At 64.2% G+C, this 16,808-nt stretch carries 20 protein-coding genes; 13 read left to right on the top strand and 7 right to left on the bottom strand.

What is annotated here, in order from left to right:
- Positions 1-74 precede the first annotated feature (74 nt).
- Positions 75-1,253 (top strand): ammonium transporter, encoded by a 1,179-nt coding sequence (locus BMI91_RS14055; protein WP_078605777.1) that lies wholly within the window; start codon positions 75-77, stop codon positions 1,251-1,253.
- Between the two features lie 77 nt (positions 1,254-1,330).
- Here BMI91_RS14055 and BMI91_RS14060 read toward each other — a convergent pair whose 3' ends face one another.
- Positions 1,331-1,789 (bottom strand): type II toxin-antitoxin system RatA family toxin, encoded by a 459-nt coding sequence (locus BMI91_RS14060; RefSeq protein ID WP_078550191.1) that lies wholly within the window; start codon positions 1,787-1,789, stop codon positions 1,331-1,333.
- 84 nt (positions 1,790-1,873) lie between these two features.
- On the opposite strand from BMI91_RS14060, the gene hpt reads away from it, so the two are divergent.
- Together hpt and BMI91_RS14070 are read left to right on the top strand one after the other, a co-directional pair.
- Positions 1,874-2,422, top strand: coding sequence for a hypoxanthine phosphoribosyltransferase (gene hpt, locus BMI91_RS14065; RefSeq protein WP_078520791.1), 549 nt, complete (start codon positions 1,874-1,876; stop codon positions 2,420-2,422).
- Positions 2,419-2,601, top strand: coding sequence for a hypothetical protein (locus BMI91_RS14070; protein ID WP_078605501.1), 183 nt, complete (start codon positions 2,419-2,421; stop codon positions 2,599-2,601). Before hpt ends, BMI91_RS14070 begins: the two co-directional genes overlap by 4 nt.
- A 141-nt stretch (positions 2,602-2,742) precedes the next feature.
- Here BMI91_RS14070 and BMI91_RS14075 read toward each other — a convergent pair whose 3' ends face one another.
- The 5 genes from BMI91_RS14075 to BMI91_RS14095 all read right to left on the bottom strand — a co-directional run bounded on the left by BMI91_RS14075 (position 2,743) and on the right by BMI91_RS14095 (position 7,500).
- Positions 2,743-3,663 carry a branched-chain amino acid ABC transporter permease gene (locus tag BMI91_RS14075; RefSeq protein WP_078521040.1) on the bottom strand — a complete coding sequence of 307 codons (921 nt, stop codon included), beginning with the start codon at positions 3,661-3,663 and terminating at the stop codon, positions 2,743-2,745.
- A 94-nt stretch (positions 3,664-3,757) separates the two neighbouring features.
- Positions 3,758-4,663, bottom strand: a complete 906-nt coding sequence (locus BMI91_RS14080) for a branched-chain amino acid ABC transporter permease (protein WP_078520793.1) — start codon at positions 4,661-4,663, stop codon at positions 3,758-3,760.
- A 54-nt stretch (positions 4,664-4,717) separates the two neighbouring features.
- Positions 4,718-5,425, bottom strand: a complete 708-nt coding sequence (locus tag BMI91_RS14085; protein ID WP_198453301.1) for an ABC transporter ATP-binding protein — start codon at positions 5,423-5,425, stop codon at positions 4,718-4,720.
- A gap of 11 nt (positions 5,426-5,436) precedes the next feature.
- On the bottom strand, positions 5,437-6,210 hold the full coding sequence (locus BMI91_RS14090) for an ABC transporter ATP-binding protein (RefSeq protein WP_078540781.1): 774 nt from the start codon (positions 6,208-6,210) through the stop codon (positions 5,437-5,439).
- A gap of 72 nt (positions 6,211-6,282) precedes the next feature.
- Positions 6,283-7,500, bottom strand: coding sequence for an ABC transporter substrate-binding protein (locus BMI91_RS14095; RefSeq protein ID WP_078605503.1), 1,218 nt, complete (start codon positions 7,498-7,500; stop codon positions 6,283-6,285).
- 373 nt (positions 7,501-7,873) lie between these two features.
- Between BMI91_RS14095 and BMI91_RS14100 the strand changes: the two genes are divergently transcribed.
- Positions 7,874-8,788, top strand: a complete 915-nt coding sequence (locus tag BMI91_RS14100) for a LysR family transcriptional regulator (protein WP_078520797.1) — start codon at positions 7,874-7,876, stop codon at positions 8,786-8,788.
- A 54-nt stretch (positions 8,789-8,842) separates the two neighbouring features.
- Here BMI91_RS14100 and BMI91_RS14105 read toward each other — a convergent pair whose 3' ends face one another.
- Complete coding sequence (locus tag BMI91_RS14105) at positions 8,843-9,283, bottom strand: EF-hand domain-containing protein (protein ID WP_078605505.1); 441 nt, start codon at positions 9,281-9,283, stop codon at positions 8,843-8,845.
- A 315-nt stretch (positions 9,284-9,598) separates the two neighbouring features.
- On the opposite strand from BMI91_RS14105, the gene BMI91_RS14110 reads away from it, so the two are divergent.
- From BMI91_RS14110 to BMI91_RS14140, 9 genes are all read left to right on the top strand, one after another.
- Positions 9,599-9,910, top strand: a complete 312-nt coding sequence (locus tag BMI91_RS14110) for a virulence factor (protein WP_078520799.1) — start codon at positions 9,599-9,601, stop codon at positions 9,908-9,910.
- A gap of 14 nt (positions 9,911-9,924) precedes the next feature.
- Entirely contained in the window at positions 9,925-10,818 is an 894-nt protein-coding gene (locus BMI91_RS14115; RefSeq protein WP_078605507.1) for a methylenetetrahydrofolate reductase, read from the top strand.
- Positions 10,815-11,801, top strand: coding sequence for a methyltetrahydrofolate cobalamin methyltransferase (locus BMI91_RS14120; protein ID WP_078520801.1), 987 nt, complete (start codon positions 10,815-10,817; stop codon positions 11,799-11,801). The genes BMI91_RS14115 and BMI91_RS14120 overlap by 4 nt, the downstream gene beginning before the upstream one ends.
- Before the next feature lie 374 nt (positions 11,802-12,175).
- Positions 12,176-13,666, top strand: a complete 1,491-nt coding sequence (locus tag BMI91_RS14125) for a DUF2927 domain-containing protein (RefSeq protein ID WP_078605509.1) — start codon at positions 12,176-12,178, stop codon at positions 13,664-13,666.
- 52 nt (positions 13,667-13,718) lie between these two features.
- Positions 13,719-13,886 (top strand): hypothetical protein, encoded by a 168-nt coding sequence (locus tag BMI91_RS20150; RefSeq protein WP_165756950.1) that lies wholly within the window; start codon positions 13,719-13,721, stop codon positions 13,884-13,886.
- Positions 13,887-13,899: 13 nt separating this feature from the next.
- Positions 13,900-15,081: a vWA domain-containing protein gene (locus BMI91_RS14130; RefSeq protein WP_078605511.1), complete on the top strand. Its 1,182-nt coding sequence runs from the start codon at positions 13,900-13,902 to the stop codon at positions 15,079-15,081.
- Positions 15,078-15,452 (top strand): hypothetical protein, encoded by a 375-nt coding sequence (locus BMI91_RS20065; protein ID WP_078601337.1) that lies wholly within the window; start codon positions 15,078-15,080, stop codon positions 15,450-15,452. The genes BMI91_RS14130 and BMI91_RS20065 overlap by 4 nt, the downstream gene beginning before the upstream one ends.
- Positions 15,449-16,081: a DedA family protein gene (locus tag BMI91_RS14135; protein WP_158522166.1), complete on the top strand. Its 633-nt coding sequence runs from the start codon at positions 15,449-15,451 to the stop codon at positions 16,079-16,081. Before BMI91_RS20065 ends, BMI91_RS14135 begins: the two co-directional genes overlap by 4 nt.
- Positions 16,082-16,115: 34 nt before the next feature.
- Positions 16,116-16,808 (top strand): M48 family metallopeptidase, encoded by a 693-nt coding sequence (locus BMI91_RS14140; RefSeq protein WP_078605778.1) that lies wholly within the window; start codon positions 16,116-16,118, stop codon positions 16,806-16,808.

A 16,808-nucleotide genomic window follows, 5' to 3' on the forward strand; every position in this document is an offset into this window, starting at 1 on the left:
TATTGCGCGCGGCGCTTATGGCCCCTGCCCTCCAGAGGGAATTTCGAGGAGGATTTGTCGAGATGGAAGCGGGGATGAACGCGGCCGATACCGCGTGGATCATGGTGGCGACGGCGCTGGTTTTGCTGATGACGCTGCCGGGGCTGGCGCTGTTTTACGGCGGGCTCGTGCGGGCGCGCAACGTGCTGTCGATCTTCATGCAGTGTTTCTCGATCGCGGCGCTGATGAGCGTGCTGTGGCTGCTGTTCGGCTATTCGATCGCCTTCGGGGACGCCAATGGCTATTGGGGCGGCCTGGGTAAATTCGCGCTGCTGGGCATCACGCCGGACACGCTGTCGGGCTCGATCCCCGAGATCGTCTTCTTCGCCTTCCAGATGACCTTCGCGATCATCACGCCCGCGCTGATCGTCGGCGCCTTCGTGGAGCGGATCAACTATGGCTTCGTGATGGTCTTCACCGGCCTTTGGATGCTGCTGATCTATGCGCCGGTCGCGCATTGGATCTGGGGCGGTGGCATCATGTCCGATGGCGGTATCTGGGGCGCGGTCGGCACCAAGGATTTCGCGGGCGGCATCGTGGTGCACGAAACCGCAGGCCTCGCAGCCCTCGTGCTGGCGCTGATGATCGGCCCGCGGGTGAAGCGCACCACGCCGCCGCATAACCCCGGCATGGTCGCGATGGGCGCAGGCTTGCTGTGGGTCGGCTGGTTCGGCTTCAACGGCGGCTCTGAACTGGCCGCCGATGGCGTGGCCGGCATGGCGATCACCGTCACCCATATCTCCGCCGCCGCCGCCTCGCTCAGCTGGGCGCTGTGGGAGCGCATCAAGTTCGGCCGCGCCTCGATGGTGGGCCTCGTGACCGGCACGATCGCAGGCCTCGCCTCGATCACCCCGGCCTCGGGCTTCGTGGGTCCGATCGAAGCGCTGGTGATCGGCTTCGCCGCCGGGATCATCTGTCAGGAATTCGTCGTGCTGATCCGCGAGAAGCTGCATGTCGATGACAGCCTCGACGTCTTCGCGGTCCACGGCGTGGGCGGCATCTTCGGCACGATCATGATCGCGGTGTTCGGGCATGGCAGCTTTGTCGCCCAACTCGGCGCGCTGGCCGTCGTCGGTATCTTCACCATCGCGGGCAGCTGGGTTCTGGCGATGCTGGTGCGGTTGGTCTTCCCGCTGCGCGTCAGCGACGAGCACGAGACCAACGGGCTGGACCTGTCGACCCATGGCGAGCGTGCTTATGACATGAACTCCTGATCGCAGGGGTTTGACCCGAAATGGAAATGGCCGCCCCGACGGGCGGCCTTTTTCGTGGCACTTGAGCTGAGATGCCCTCAGCCCTTCGGCCCGTACAGCTCCTCGGCGCGCTTCTCGAAAGCGCGCACGATCCGCTGCATCGCCTCGTTGAAGACGACCCCGATCACGCCCTGCAGGATCGCGTTCTTGAACTCGAAATCGACGTGGAAATCGACCTCGCAGGAGCCGTCGTCGCGATCGGACATGCGCCAATGGCTGTGCATGTATTTGAACGGCCCGTCGAGATATTCGGTCTCGATATGGTGCTCCTCGGGATGCAGCACCACGCGCGAGCCGAACTTCTCGCGGAACACTTTGAACGAGATCACCAGATCGGCCAGCATCAGGATCGAGCCGTCCGGGCGCTCCTCGCGCGAGCGCACGCGGGCTGCCGAATTCCACGGCAGGAATTTCGGATAGCTCCCCACATCGGCCACCAGATCGTAGATCTGTTGCGCGCTATAGGGCATGACCCGGTTCTCGTGATGCTTAGGCATGTCTCTCCCGTTTTCTTGCGCCTCTTGATGCGCTAAAGCTAAGCCCGAGTTCAAGCCCTACAACCCGTTTCGAGGCCCGACATCATGACGCAGCGCCCCTATGTGATCGACCAGATGATTTCGGCCAAGCAGATCGCGGCCCGGGTCGAGGAATTGGCCGCCGAGATCACCCGGACATTCAAGGGCACCGACAAGCTGGTGGTGGTGGGGCTCTTGCGCGGCTCCTTCGTGTTCATCGCCGATCTGGTGCGCGAGATCGACCTGCCGGTAGAGGTCGATTTTCTCGAGGCGTCGAGCTACGGCGACGCGATGACCAGCTCGCGCGAGGTGCGCATCCTCAAGGACCTGCGCGCAGGGATCGAAGGCCGCGACGTGCTGGTGGTCGAGGACATCGTCGATACCGGCTTCACCCTGCACCACGTCATGGGCATGCTGCGCGCCCGCAAACCGGGCCGGATCGAATGCTGTGCGCTGCTCGACAAACCCTCGCGGCGCGAGGTCGATGTGCGCGCCACCTGGACCGGCTTCGAGATCCCCGACGAATTCGTCGTGGGCTACGGCATCGACTTCGCACAGCGCAATCGCAACCTGCCCTTCATCGGCAAGGTGCGCTTCACCGAGGATGCTTCGTGAATTACACGTGGCTGCTGCGCATGGCGCGGTGGGCACGTCGCCCGCCGTCTATGACGCAGGTGAAGATCGTCGCCGTCGTGGCGCTTACCGTGATCGCGATCGTTGTCATTGAAAAGCTGGGATATTGGCCGGACTGGGCGACGGTGAACCCGCACGCCCTGCGCGCGCCCAGACCCTGAGCGCCCTCTTCCTCTTGGCGTAAATATCCCGGGGGGGTGAGGCGGAAAGGCGGCCTTCCAGTGGAAGGACGCCCCGCCGAACGCCCGACGCGCAAGCGGCGGGCCGTGACGCGCGGGGGCAGAGCCCCCGCCACGCCGGTTTTACAGCGACGAAATGCGCAGCAGACGCGCGATCTCGCCGACGATGCCGCGGCGGAACAGCAGCACGCAGGCGATGAAGGTGCCGCCGATCACGACCTGCACCCACGAGCCGATGCCCGACAGGAAGTGCTGCAGCGTGACCACGATGAACGCGCCCACGACCGGGCCGAAGATCGTGCCCATGCCGCCCAAGAGCGTCATCAGGATCACCTCGCCCGACATCTGCCAATGCGCATCCGTCAGCGAGGCGAACTGGAACACCAGCGCCTTGGTCGAGCCCGCAAGGCCCGCCAGACCCGCCGAGAGCACGAAGGCCAGCAGCTTGAAGCGGTCCACGTTGTAGCCCAGCGACAGCGCGCGCGGCTCGTTCTCGCGGATCGCCTGCAGAACCTGACCGAAGGGCGAATGCACGATGCGGTAGATCGCGAGGAAGCCGACGATGAAGACGGCCGCCACGAAATAATACATCGTGATCGGATCGCTGAGGTTGAAGATGCCCAGCAGGTTGCCGCGCGGGATGCCCTGCAGGCCGTCCTCGCCCCCGGTGAAGGGCATTTGCAGCGCGAAGAAATACACGATCTGCGCGAGCGCCAGCGTGATCATCGCGAAATAGATACCCTGCCTCCGGATCGCGAGCGAGCCCACGACCCAGCCCATCGCAGCGGCCGCGAGCGTGCCCGCGATGATGCCGAGGATCGGCGGAAAGCCCCAGACCTTCAGCACATGGCCCGCCACATAGGCCGCGCCGCCGAAGAAGGCGGCATGACCGAAGCTGAGAAGGCCGGTGAAGCCGATCAGCAGGTTGAAGGCGGCCGCGAACAGCGCGAAGCACAGCAGCTGCATCACGAAGACCGGGTAGAGGAAGAAGGGGGCGACTGCGAGGAAGCCCAGCAGCACCACCCAGAACACCGCCTGCACCATGCGGCCGCGCTTATGGGTCTCGGGGCTGACGTCGTCCTGTTCGAATTCGCCGATTTCGCTCGTCGTACTTGTCGTATTGCTCATGTCTTCACCCTCACCCTTGACGTCCGAAGAGGCCCGACGGGCGCACCAGAAGCACGATCACCATCAGCAGGAAGATCACCGTGTTTGCAGCGGGCGCATAGAAGACCTTGGTCACGCCCTCGATCAGCCCCAGAGAGAAGCCGGTAATCACTGCCCCCGCAATCGAGCCCATGCCGCCGATCACGACGACCGCGAAGATCACGATGATCAGGTTCGCGCCCATCAGCGGGCTGACCGAGTAGATCGGTGCCGCCAGCACGCCGGCGAGACCCGCAAGGCCGGTGCCGAAGCCGAAGGTCAGCATCACCATCAGCGGCACGTTGATCCCGAAGGCTTTCACCAGCTCGGGGTTCTCGGTGCCCGCGCGCAGCCGTGCGCCGATCCGGGTCCGCTCGATCACGAACCAGGTCACGAAACAGACCACGATCGAGAAGACGATCACGAAGAGGCGGTATTTCGGGAACATCATGAAGCCGAGATTGGTCACGCCCTTCATGCTCTCCGGCATCCCCGGATAGGGCGTGCCCGACGCGTTGAAGAAGTTGATGAACAGGCCCTGCAGCACCAGCGTGATCCCGAAGGTCAGCAGCAGCGAGTAGATCGGGTCGAGTTTATAGAGCCTGCGCAGCAAGAAGCGCTCGATCAGCATCCCGAAGCACGCCACCAGGATCGGCGCGAGGATCAGCGCCGGCCAGAAGCCGATATGCAGGTCCGCCATGCCGATCCACTGACCGACATAGGAATACATGATCAGCGCAAGGAACGCGCCGAGCATATAGAGCGCGCCATGCGCGAAGTTGACCACGTTCAAGAGGCCGAAGATAACCGCGAGCCCGAGGCTCAGCATCGCGTAGAACACGCCGTTGTTTAGGCCCAGCATCCCCTGGGCAAGAATAAGTCGGATCATCGGATCCATCGGGGTTGTCCTCCCTGTCGGGTCTCGGGCGCCTGAGCCCGGCCCGGTTTCTCGTTACACGCTCAGGTAATGGTTCAGCCGGTCCATCGAGGCTTCGACCTGATCGGCTTCGATCACGTCGATCACCTCGCCATGTTCGATGACGTAATGGCGGTCGGCGAGCGGGGCGGCAAAGCGGAAGTTCTGCTCCACCAGAACGATCGTATAGCCGCGCGATTTCAGGTCGCGGATCACGCGGCCCAGCGTTTTCACGATCACGGGCGCAAGACCCTCGGTGATCTCGTCAAGGAGCAGCAGTCGCGAGCCGGTGCGCAGGATGCGCGCGATGGCCAGCATCTGCTGTTCGCCGCCCGAAAGCCGCGTGCCCATCCGCTTGCGGACATTGGCGAGGTTCGGGAACATCTCGAAGAGTTCCTCCACCGACATGCCGCCCTCGCCCACGCTCGGCGGAAGCATCAGGTTTTCCTCGACATTGAGCGAGGCGAAAATGCCGCGCTCCTCGGGGCAATAGCCGATCCGCGCATCGGGCGAGATCTTGTGCGTGGGTTTCGTCAGGAACTCCTCGCCATTGATCTTGATCGAGCCTTCGCGGCGATCGACCATGCCCATGATCGAGCGCAGCGTGGTCGAACGACCCGCGCCGTTGCGGCCCAGAAGGGTAATCAGCTGCCCCTCGCCCAGTTCAAGATTGATCCCGTGCAGGACGTGGCTCTCGCCATACCATGCATGCAGGTTCTCGATCTTGAGCATCGGTTTGATCATCGTTTCGGTGCTCATGCGACCTCCTCCTGCTCGTCGGCGGAGACGCCCATATAGGCCTCCATGACAGCCGGATTCTTCGACACTTCGGAATAGGGCCCTTCGGCCAGAACTTCGCCGCGCGCGAGCACGGTGATCGTGTCGGCTAGTTCGGCCACGACGCCGAGGTTATGCTCCACCATGACGATGGTGCGCCCCTCGCGGACACGGCCGATCAGCTCGGTCACGGCGCCCACGTCCTCGGTGCCCATGCCCTGGGTCGGCTCGTCGAGCAGCATGAGTTCCGGCTCCAGCCCCAGCGTCGTCGCAATCTCCAGCGCGCGTTTGCGCCCGTAGGGCAGTTCCACCGCCTTGAGATGGGCGAACTCCTTCAGACCCACCTGATCGAGCGCCGCCACCGCTTTCGCGTCGAGATCGTGCAGCACCGATTTGGAGCGCCAGAACTGGTAGCTCACGCCCAGCGAGCGCTGCAGCGCGAGGCGCACGTTCTCCAGCGCCGTCAGGTGCGGGAACACGGCGGAAATCTGGAACGACCGCACGATGCCCATATTGGCGATCTCCGCGGGTTTGCGATTGGTGATATCGCGGTCGTTGAAGAGGATCTTGCCCGATGTGGGCGTGATGAATTTCGTCAGCAGGTTGAACATCGTCGTCTTACCCGCGCCGTTCGGGCCGATGATCGCGTGGATCGCGCCGCGCTTGATGCGCAGGTTCACGTCATTGACGGCCACGAAGCCGCCGAAACTCTTGGTCAGGTTCTTGGCCTCGAGAATGATATCGTCGCTCATGGTCTCGCTTTCGGACTGATACGCAGGCGCAGGGCGGTCGCAATGCCGCCCTGCGCCAAGGATTTGTTCAGATCACTTGTTGACCAGCTTGCAGCCGCCCGCTTCGAGCGAGGCATAGGCCTCGTTGCCCGGAATCGTGCGTGCCACGTCGGCCACATCCCACGGATCTTCGCCGCCGTCTTTCACCTTGAGCAGGTACATGTCGTGCTCAAGCAGGCCGTCGGAACGGATGGTGCCGCCCTTGGCGAAGAAGTCGTCGATCTTCATCTTGCCAAGCTGCTCACGCACCTTGTCGGCGTCGTCGGTGCCAGCCGCCTTGATCGCCTCGAGATAGGCCATGGTCAGCGAGTAGTCGGCTGCGTGCACGAAGGTCGGCGCTTCGCCGCCCGAGAACTTCTCGTACTCCGCTTTCCACTTCCGGCTCTCGTCATCCATGTTCCAGTACCAACCGCTGGTGAACTGGAGGCCCTTGGCGACGTCGGTGCCGAGCGACTTCACGTCCGAGATCAGCACGAGCATACCAGCGAGCTGCTGGCCGCCTGCGACGATGCCGAATTCATGCGCCTGCTTGATGGCGTTGACGGTGTCCTGACCCGCATTCGCGAGACCGATCACCTTCGCGCCCGAGCTTTGCGCCTGCAGCAGGTAGGAGGAGAAGTCCGTGGTTGCCAGTGGCACGTCCGAGCTGCCCACGACCGAACCGCCCAGATCTTCCACGACCGAGGACGTGTTGTCCTGCAGCGCGTGACCGAAGGCGTAGTCGGCGGTGATGAAGTACCAGCTGTCGCCGCCATTCTTCACAACGGCCGTCGCGGTGCCGACCGGCAGCGCGTGGGTGTCGTAGCCGTAGTGGATACCGTATTTCGAGCAGTTCTCGCCGGTCAGGGCCGCGGTGGCAGCACCGGTGGCGAAGGTGATGGTCTTCTTCTCGGAGGCGAGCTGCTGAACGGCAAGCGCCACGGCCGAGTTGGTCAGGTCGGCGATCATGTCGACATGCTCTTGGTCGATCCACTCGCGTGCGGTGGCCGAACCGACATCCGCCTTGTTCTGGTGGTCGGCCGAGATCACTTCGATCGGCTTGCCGAGAACTTCGCCGCCGAAGTCGCGCACGGCCATCTTGACCGCGTCGACCGCGCCCTTACCCGAGAAACCGGTCGAATAGACGCCGGACATATCGCCCAGCACACCGATTTTCACGGAGCCGTTCGAGATCGCGTCCTGCGCCATCGCGCCGCCTGCGGCGATGCTCAGCGCTGCGGCACTCACACCTGCGTAAATAGCTGATTTCATCAACATTCCTCCCATTGGTTGATATATTTGGCTCCCCGGCGCGCGGCGCCATGAGAGCACACCGACGGGACGCATTTTCGGTCCCCACCGGATTACGATCTTGTTTTTCTCCTCATGCGGCCGACCCTGCTCCTCAACGCGGCCGCCAGTGAATTCAGCGTGGAAACGGACGAACATTCAAGTGCTTGCGCCGTCGCGGTTCCCGATGACCCGATAAATTTCCCGTCAGTGCATGCACCTTAGGCAGAAACCGGCCATGTGCAAAAGGCTAGGTGGGAAAATACACGCGACCATGCCACGTATTGCCAAACGCATGTGCGAAAATGCCCATATTACCCGCTTTTGCGACGCGGGGCCGCAAAAAGGACCGTCAATGAGCTTCGATTGGGACGATCTCCGATTCTTTCTCTCGGTGGCCCGGGCCGGTCGCCTGACCGTCGCAGCCCGTGCGATGGGCACCGATCATGCCACTGTATCACGTCGGGTCAAATCTCTGGAGACCCAGCTTGGCGCACAATTGTTCGAGCGCAGCCCGCGCGGCTATGCGCTCTCGGAACATGGCGAGCGGCTTCTGGCGAAGGCCGAGCAGATCGAGAATGTCGCGGCGCGCGTGCAGGATGAACTCTCGGGCACGCTCTATGCGCTATCCGGCACGGTGCGGATCGGCGCGCCCGATGCCTTCGGCGCGTTCTTCCTCGCGCCGCGTCTGGCGGAATTCATCAAGGCCAATCCCGAACTGGAGGCGCAGCTGGTCGCCACACCGCGCCTCTTCTCGCTATCAAAGCGCGAGGCGGATATCGCGATCACCCTGTCGCGGCCCGAAAAGGGGCGGCTCGTGTCACGCAAGCTCACCGAATACACGCTGCATTTCTATGCGTCCCCCGATTACCTCGCCCGCAATCCGGGGATCAACCGCAAGGAGGATCTGCTGAAGCACCCGCTGGTCGGCTATATCCCCGAGCTGATCTACACGCCGGAGCTGGATTACCTGTCGGTCACGCTGGGCGATCACACGCCGCGCCTGTCCTCGACCAACCTCTTCGCGCATAAGCATGTCGCGGAGGCCGGACGCGGGATCGCGGTGCTGCCCGACTTCCTCGCCCGCCATTCGACGAAGCTGGTGCCGATCCTGCCCGACGAGATCGAGATCCGCCGCACCTTCTGGCTGGTGACCCATGAAGACCTGCACGAGATCGCCCGCGTCCGTGCCGCGATGCGCTTCATCGCCGAGGAGGTCTCCAAGAACCGTGCAGAGTTCCTGCCCCGGATCACCGCCACCAGCACCTGATCGCCCGACCGCAGGGCGACCGGGCGTCGTGGCGCTGTGATTACTCTACGGGCATTACTGTGCGGGCTTGCGCGCGAAATCGTCGATGGTGATCCCACCATCGGCATTCTTGTCGAGCTGGGCGAACCACTTGGCCGTGCTGGTCTGGAACTCGTCCAGCGTCACCAGCTTGTCGCCATCGGCATCGGTCGCGGCCATCGTCATGCCATCTGCCATCTTCTGCATCTGCGCGCGCTGCTGGCCCTCGTAGCCCGCCACGTCATTGGCGCGCGCCTCGTCGAAGACCGCGTGTTCCTCGGCGTCGAGCTTGCCGTCTTCATTGGCATCGAAAGACGCGAAGACATCCGAGCGCATCTGCTCCAGCTCGGCCAGCGTCGCGGTGCCATCGCCATCGAGATCCCAAGTGGACATGAACTGCTCGCCGGGGGTCTCTGCCTGAGCGGCGAAGGGGAGCGCGGTGAACAGCGCCGCGATCAGAATGGAGGTCTTGGTCATCTCGGATCATCTCTCTGACTTGGCCGCGCCGCAGAGGGGCGGCCTGTTTTCGGGTTGCCCGGAGGATGTAGACAGTGCGGCGCGTCACAGAATGTGCCAGATCGCCGCGCGGCGTTTGTGCCGCAGGCAGCTTGAGCGGCGCTCATGATCTTGGCACGGATTATTCCGATGCACAGAGGTGGCCCAGCCCCCTGCCCGGCTGCTATCACCTGCCCCACAGTCACTGGCACGTCGCTCAGCCGCGACGGAATGTCGAAAATCCACCCTGTCCCGCTTCGGTTTCGGGCAATTCTGCGCATACGAGGAGAGATTCGCATGGCACAGATCACCTTGGTCTATTGGCGCGACATCCCGGCCCAGATCATTGCGGGCAAGGGACGGCGTGGCGTCAAGAAACCGCTGCCCGAACGGTTCGAGCAGGCGATCGACCGCGCGGCCATGAAGATCGGCGCCCGCGACAGCGACGCCTATCTGGCCGAGTGGCGCAAGGTGGCTTCGGGTGAAGAGCCCGGCGACGATGCCGAGGCGGCCGAGGCCGTGCTGGCGCGTATTCTCTCTGACTATGACGACGCGCGGTTGCGTGCGTTGATTGCCAATGACGGCTGGAATACCCAGCCCGACGCGTAAGGGAGAATAGGCGCATGGCTCTTGTGAATTTCCGCCGCGAGGCTGCGAAACCGGCCCGCCCGCCGGTCAACGGCAAGATGGTGGCTCTGCTGGAAGGCGCCTCGGTCGAGGTCATGCCGCGCACCGCCGCCAAGGTGGAAAGCTTCGCGCCTTTGTTCGCGAAGGGCTCCCGCGTTTATATCGCCCATATCGACGGCACCCCGATCGAGGAGATGCTCGCCACCGCCAAGCGTCTGCGCGAAGAGGGATTCGAGCCGATGCCGCATTTCCCCGCGCGCATCATCCGCGACGAGGCGCAGCTCAACGACTGGGTCGCGCGCTATCGCGGCGAGGCAGGCGTCGAGCAGGCGCTGCTGCTGGGCGGCGGCGTGGCCGAGCCGAAGGGCGAGTTCCACTGCGCGATGCAGATGATCGAAACCGGCGCGTTCGACGGCTTCGCCCGTCTGCACGTCGCCGGCCACCCCGAGGGCAACCGCGACATCGACCCCAAAGGCGGCGAGGCCGAGGTGATGGCCGCGCTGAAGCTGAAGCAGGATTTCGCGAACCGCACCGATGCGGATATGGCGATCGCCACGCAATTCGCCTTCGAGGCCGGTCCGATCCGCGACTGGGCCAAGCGTCTGGAGGCCAACGGCATCGAAATGCCGGTCCATCTCGGCATCGCGGGCCCCGCGAAGCTGCAGACGCTCCTGAAATTCGCCATCGCCTGCGGCGTCGGCCCCTCGCTGAAAGTGCTGCAAAAGCGCGCCCGCGACGTGACCAAGCTGCTCATGCCCTTCGAGCCGACCGAATTGCTGGCCGATCTGGCCGCCGATTGCCCGTCGAATATCGAAGCCGTGCATTTCTTCCCGCTGGGCGGTATCACCGCGACAGCCAATTGGATCGCCGAACAGAGAGGCCATGAATGACCCGCACCGTCCTTGAGTCCAAAACCAAAACCGTCGTGATCGGCTTTGACGAGCCCTTCTGCGTCATCGGTGAGCGGATCAACCCCACCGGCCGCAAGAAGTTGGCAGCCGAGCTCGAGCAGGGCGATTTCTCGACCGTCGAGAAAGACGCGCTCGAGCAGGTCGCCTGCGGCGCCACGGTTCTGGACATCAATTCGGGTGCGGTGTTCTCGAACAAGATGGCCGAAGACCCGCGCTATGCGGATAACAACTTCGTCGAACCCTCGCTGATGCGCGACCTGATCAACTGCGTGCAGGGCGTGATCGATGTGCCGCTGTGCATCGACAGCTCGGTCCCGGCCGCGCTCGAGGCGGGTCTGGAAGCCGCCGAAGGCCGTCCGCTGCTGAACTCGGTCACCGGCGAGGAAGAGCGTCTGGAACTGGTTCTGCCGCTGGTCAAGAAATACAACGTGCCGGTCGTCGCGATCTCGAACGACGACACCGGGATTTCCGAAGATCCCGACGTGCGCTTCGCCGTGGCCAAGAAGATCGTCGAGCGCGCCGCCGATTTCGGCATCCCCGCGCATGACATCGTCGTCGATCCGCTGGTGATGCCGGTGGGCGCGATGGCCTCCGCGGGCCGTCAGGTCTTCACGCTGGTCAACCGCCTGCGCGACGAGCTGGGCGTGAACACCACCTGCGGCGCGTCGAACATCTCCTTCGGCCTGCCGAACCGCCACGGGATCAACGGGGCCTATCTGCCGATGGCGATCGGCGCTGGCATGACCTCGGCCATCATGAACCCGGTGCGCAATCAGGAGATGGAGGCGATCCGCGCCGCCAACCTGCTGATGAACCACGACCCGAACGGGATGGAGTGGATCCGCCTGTCGAAGACGCTCGACGCGATGAAAGAAGGCGGTCTCAGCTTCGCCGAAGCCTCTGCCGCCGCTGCGACCTCCTCCGCCGGTGGGCGTCGTGGCGGGCGCCGTCGCCGCGCCTGATCCGACCCACGAAGACAGTCGAACGCCCGGGGCTCGCTCCGGGCGTTTCGCATTTTGCGCATCGCGTTTCTTCCAGCCCGGAGTTGCGGCCTTTCCAGCGGCAATTGTTGCGAAACCGGCCACAAATCGTCCGCGGCTCCGCGACAATGGCGATCATCACGGCGCGATTCGCGAATCCGTGATCAATCCGAGCGCCCACGCACAGAAACCGTCTCGTTCAGCGCTTTGCAGCCTTGGCTGTGCAACAAACCGGCGGGATGTCGCCGCTTCAGGGCGCGCAGGCTCAAAATTCCAATTATAAGGCAAAGATTTACTGGTCGGGCTTAAACCCGTATGTGTACCTTTGCGGCAACGAACAGGGATCACACGCTGCCATGCGCTTAGCATTCAAACCGCTCAGCGCGGCCTCCCCGGCGCCGACGCGCCTCGGGACGGCACCGCGCACAGGCCTGCTGAAAGGCGCGTCCCCCGGACGTGCTGCGGCGCGGGCGGGCACGCTTGCTGCGCTGATCATCGCGGGCGCCCTCGCCGCCTGTTCGACCAACAGCCCCGAAGTGACGACCGCCCGCGGCACGGCCCAACTGCTCGATCTGTCCGCGCCCGATCTGGCCCCGGGGCTGAAGAACGGTCCCCCGTCTGAGCGGCTCCCCGATAACAGCCATCTGGGCGCCGACTTCATGGAGCTCAGCTTCTTCCTCGAATCCGGGCGCGCCCTGCCGCGCTTCACCCGGTTCGAAGGCCCGGTCTCGATCACGCTCGCAGGCAACGCGCCGCCCGTGGCGCAGACCGAGCTTGGCCATCTGGTCCACCGACTGCAGAGCGAGGCGGGGCTGAACGTCTCGACCGAGCCGGGCAATGCCAACACGATCTCTGTGCAATTCGTACCCAAACGACAGATGCGCCAAGAGGTTCCCAACGTCGCCTGTTTCGTGGTGCCGAACGTCGAGAGCTGGACGGATTACCGCAATTCGCATGGCGACGAGGCCAGCGATTGGGCCAAGCTGACGCAGCGCCAATCCGCCACCGTGTTCATCCCCGCCGACTCCACCCCGCAGGAAATCCGCGACTGCCTGCACGAAGAGCTCAGCCAAGCGCTGGGGCCGGTGAACGATCTCTACCGCCTGCCCGACACGGTCTGGAACGACGACAATTTCCACACCGTGCTGACCAAGTTCGACATGACGATCCTGCGCGCCTACTACGATCCGGCGCTGCATACCGGCATGAGCTCCGACGAAGTGCGTGCGGCCCTGCCCGCGATCCTGTCGAAGATCCACCCGTCGGGCGGTTCGATGCGCGCCCTGCCCGCCGATCCGACGCCGCGCGCCTATGTGAAAGCGATCACCACCGCGCTCGGCCAAGGGGCGAGCGACAAGCGCCGCCGCGCCGCCGCCGAACGCGCCACGAAGATCGCCACCAGCCGGGGCTGGCATGACAGCCGCGCCGCCTTCGCGTGGTTCGCGGTCGGACGCCTGACCATGAAGACCGACCCCGAGAAAGCGGTCGAGGCCTATACGAAAGCGGGCCGGATCTATCGCGCGACACCGGGCGCGGAAATTCAGGCCGCACATATCGACATGCAGCTTGCGGCCTACGCGCTTGGCACGGGTCGCGCGCAGGAGGCAGTGTCGCTGGTGAACCGCGCGCTGGCCTCGGATGTGTCGAGCGAGAACGCCTCGCTGATGGCCACGCTCTACATGATCCGCGCCGAAGCCTATGGCCAACTGGGTGACGCGACGAAGGAACATCAGGCCCGTCTCGACATGCAGCAATGGGCGCGCTATGGCTTTGGCTCTGACGCGGCGGTGAAACGCCGCGCGGATGAGGTGGCGGCCCTCGCCAATGCGGGCGCTCGCGTGAACTGACCGCAAAAGGCGGACCGGGCGCGCCCGGACCAAGACCGTAAGGGGGCGCAGCATGTATGTTCTGGCAGGTGTCGTGATCGGGCTGATCTGGGGCGACTGGAAGGCCCGCAAACGCGGCGGCAACAAGCTCGACCGGGCGCAATATGCCGCCGTCCATGCGATCGGGCTGGCGCTGGTGGGCCTCTTCGTCACCGTGATCATCAACCGCATCTGGGCATAATCGGAGGGCGGCGATGTTCCTGCCATTCTTCGATGCTCTTCGGCGCGGCGGTGTCCCCGTCTCTCTGCGCGAATATCTGAGCTTCCTCGAAGGGCTGGCCGCTGGCCTGTGCACCTACGACATCGACGGTTTCTACTATTTCGCCCGCGCCGCGATGGTGAAGGACGAGCGCTTCCTCGACCGCTTCGACCGGGCGTTCTCCGAGGCCTTTTCGGGGCTGGAGGCGATCACGCCGGACGATGTGCTCGAAGCCGTCGATCTGCCCGAGGAATGGCTGCGCAAACAGCTGGAGAAACACCTCACCGACGAGGAAAAAGAGCAGATCGAGGCGCTTGGCGGGTTCGACAACCTGATGGAGACGCTGAAAAAGCGGCTCGAGGAGCAGAAAGGCCGCCATCAGGGCGGCAATAAATGGATCGGAACGGGAGGCACCTCGCCCTTCGGCGCTTACGGCTACAACCCCGAAGGCGTCCGCATCGGCCAGAAGGAAAGCCGCCACCAGCGCGCCGTGAAGGTCTGGGACAAGCGCGAGTTCCGCGATTTCGACGACACGGTGGAACTGGGCACGCGCAACATCAAGGTGGCGCTGAAACGCCTGCGCCAATGGGCGCGGCACGGCGCGAACGAGGAACTCGACCTGCCCGGCACGATCCGCGCCTCGGCCGAAGCCGGCTATATCGACGTCAAAACCCGCCCCGAGCGACATAACGCGGTGAAGGTGGTTCTTTTCCTCGATGTCGGCGGTTCGATGGACGCCCATGTGCAACTGGTCGAAGAGCTGTTCTCGGCGGCCAAGTCCGAGTTCAAACATCTCGAGCACTGGTATTTCCACAATTGCCTCTATGAGGGCGTCTGGAAATCGAACAAGCGTCGCTGGAACGAGGCGACGCCGACCTGGGACGTGCTCCACCGCTATGGCCCCGATTACAAATGCATTTTCGTGGGCGATGCCTCGATGTCCCCCTATGAGATCACCCATCGCGGCGGCGCGAACGAGCATTGGAACGACGAGGCGGGCCATGTCTGGCTGACCCGCGCGCGCGAGCAATGGCCCGATCACACCTGGCTCAACCCGATCCCGGAACGCGGCTGGAGTTACACGCAGTCGATCCAGATCATCCGCGAGATCTTCGAGAACCGGATGCATCCGCTGACGCTTGAGGGGATCACCGCCGCGATGAAGGAGCTCGGATGAACCGGCTGCGCTACCTCTGGGGGCATCACAAGATCGCCTCGCTGGGCTTCATCCTCGCGGTCGCGCTGTCGTTGTTCTTCGGCGCAAGGTTCGTCTCGCGCGCGATCTACTGGTCCGACCCCGCCCATCTGCATCAAAGCCCCGAGGAATGGATGACGCCGGGCTATATCGCGCGCAGCTGGCATCTGGAGATCGAGGAGGTCGACGCGATCCTCGGCATCAAGGATGGGCGTGCGCTGGTCGGCGCGGGCCGCCCGACCCTGGAACGTATCGCAAAGGCCAAGGGCGAGCCGCTGCAGGACCTGATCCGCAAACTCTCGCTCGGCCTGCCCAAGACCATCGCCGACAAAGAGGCGCAGCCGCAGCAATGAGCTTCTCCGACCTCTCAGATTGGCTGCTCGCACAGGTGCCGCTCTACGGGCCGTGGCTTCTCGGTCTCACGACCTTCCTGAGCTGCCTCGCGATTCCGGCCCCCTCCTCGCTGATGATGATCGCAAGCGGCGCCTTCGTGGCCTCGGGCGATCTCGACCTCGCGACCGTCGGCGGCGCGGCCTTCACCGGCGCGGTGATCGGCGATCAGGTGGGCTTCCAACTGGGCCGCCGGGCCGAGCGCTTCCTGCCCCATCCCGACACGAAACGCGGTGCACTGGTCGCGAAAGCGATGGCCGCCCTGCGCAAGCGCGGCGCGGTCACAGTGTTCTTCACCCGCTGGATGTTCTCCGCGCTCGGGCCTTGGGTGAACCTCGCCGCCGGCGCGTCCGGCTTCGCGCATCGCCGCTTCACCCTGGCCGATCTCGCGGGCGAAGCGGTCTGGGTCACGACCTATGTGGGCCTCGGCATCACCTTCGGGGCCAATCTGGACGCCGCCGCCGAGCTTGCGGGCAACGCGCTGGGGCTGCTGGGCGCGGGTGCTGCCGCCTTCGCCTTCGGCTGGTGGCTGTGGCATGCGGCCAAGCGCGCCCCGAAAGCCCCCAATCCGACGCTTGATCACGACGCTTGATCACGGGCCTGCGAGCCGCCATATCCATCCCATGTTGTTGCGCCTTCTCCCCATCCTGCTGCTGGTCTTCTACGGCTTCGCCATGTGGCATTTCTCGACCTGGCAACTCAAACGCCAGCTGAACGGGAATTCGCGCCGGTTGCGCGACAGCAAGCTGGAGCCCTATCTCGACCGGCTCGCCGCCGCGCTCGAGGTCTCGGAAATCCCGGTCCATGTCTACCAGATCGAGCCGGTGAACGGCCTCGCCGCCCCCGATGGCCGCGTCTTCATCACCGAAGGTTTCATGCGCAAATATCGCGCCGGCGAAGTGTCCCCGGAGGAACTGACTTCGGTGATCGCGCATGAGCTGGGCCATGTCGCCTTGGGCCATTCGCGCCGCCGCATGATCGACTTCTCAGGCCAGAACGCCCTGCGCGCCGTGCTGATGACGGTGCTTGGCCGCTTCATCCCCTTCATCGGCCCGTGGATCGCCAATCTGATCACCGCAGCACTCGCCGCTCGCCTCAGCCAGCGCGACGAGTTCGAGGCCGATGAATTCGCCTCCGCGCTGATGATCAAGGCGGGCTTCGGCACCGAGCCGCAGGTCACGCTGTTCCACAAGCTCGACGCGCTGACGAAAAACGCGGGCCAGACCACGCCCGCATGGTTGCTGACCCACCCCAAGACCGAAAAGCGCATCGCTGCGATCGAGGCGAACCAGCTGCGCTGGTCGCGCGCAGAGCACTGA

Source organism: Thioclava sediminum (assembly GCF_002020355.1).
Lineage (GTDB): Bacteria > Pseudomonadota > Alphaproteobacteria > Rhodobacterales > Rhodobacteraceae > Thioclava > Thioclava sediminum.

Coding starts and splice junctions, on each gene's coding strand:
- BMI91_RS14055 (WP_078605777.1), top strand. CDS start 75: ATGAACGCGGCCGATACCGCGTGGATCATGGTGGCGACGGCGCTGGTT.
- BMI91_RS14060 (WP_078550191.1), bottom strand. CDS start 1,789: ATGCCTAAGCATCACGAGAACCGGGTCATGCCCTATAGCGCGCAACAG.
- hpt (WP_078520791.1), top strand. CDS start 1,874: ATGACGCAGCGCCCCTATGTGATCGACCAGATGATTTCGGCCAAGCAG.
- BMI91_RS14075 (WP_078521040.1), bottom strand. CDS start 3,663: ATGGTGCAGGCGGTGTTCTGGGTGGTGCTGCTGGGCTTCCTCGCAGTC.
- BMI91_RS14080 (WP_078520793.1), bottom strand. CDS start 4,663: ATGGATCCGATGATCCGACTTATTCTTGCCCAGGGGATGCTGGGCCTA.
- BMI91_RS14085 (WP_198453301.1), bottom strand. CDS start 5,425: ATGATCAAACCGATGCTCAAGATCGAGAACCTGCATGCATGGTATGGC.
- BMI91_RS14090 (WP_078540781.1), bottom strand. CDS start 6,210: ATGAGCGACGATATCATTCTCGAGGCCAAGAACCTGACCAAGAGTTTC.
- BMI91_RS14095 (WP_078605503.1), bottom strand. CDS start 7,500: ATGAAATCAGCTATTTACGCAGGTGTGAGTGCCGCAGCGCTGAGCATC.
- BMI91_RS14100 (WP_078520797.1), top strand. CDS start 7,874: ATGAGCTTCGATTGGGACGATCTCCGATTCTTTCTCTCGGTGGCCCGG.
- BMI91_RS14105 (WP_078605505.1), bottom strand. CDS start 9,283: ATGACCAAGACCTCCATTCTGATCGCGGCGCTGTTCACCGCGCTCCCC.
- BMI91_RS14110 (WP_078520799.1), top strand. CDS start 9,599: ATGGCACAGATCACCTTGGTCTATTGGCGCGACATCCCGGCCCAGATC.
- BMI91_RS14115 (WP_078605507.1), top strand. CDS start 9,925: ATGGCTCTTGTGAATTTCCGCCGCGAGGCTGCGAAACCGGCCCGCCCG.
- BMI91_RS14120 (WP_078520801.1), top strand. CDS start 10,815: ATGACCCGCACCGTCCTTGAGTCCAAAACCAAAACCGTCGTGATCGGC.
- BMI91_RS14125 (WP_078605509.1), top strand. CDS start 12,176: ATGCGCTTAGCATTCAAACCGCTCAGCGCGGCCTCCCCGGCGCCGACG.
- BMI91_RS20150 (WP_165756950.1), top strand. CDS start 13,719: ATGTATGTTCTGGCAGGTGTCGTGATCGGGCTGATCTGGGGCGACTGG.
- BMI91_RS14130 (WP_078605511.1), top strand. CDS start 13,900: ATGTTCCTGCCATTCTTCGATGCTCTTCGGCGCGGCGGTGTCCCCGTC.
- BMI91_RS20065 (WP_078601337.1), top strand. CDS start 15,078: ATGAACCGGCTGCGCTACCTCTGGGGGCATCACAAGATCGCCTCGCTG.
- BMI91_RS14135 (WP_158522166.1), top strand. CDS start 15,449: ATGAGCTTCTCCGACCTCTCAGATTGGCTGCTCGCACAGGTGCCGCTC.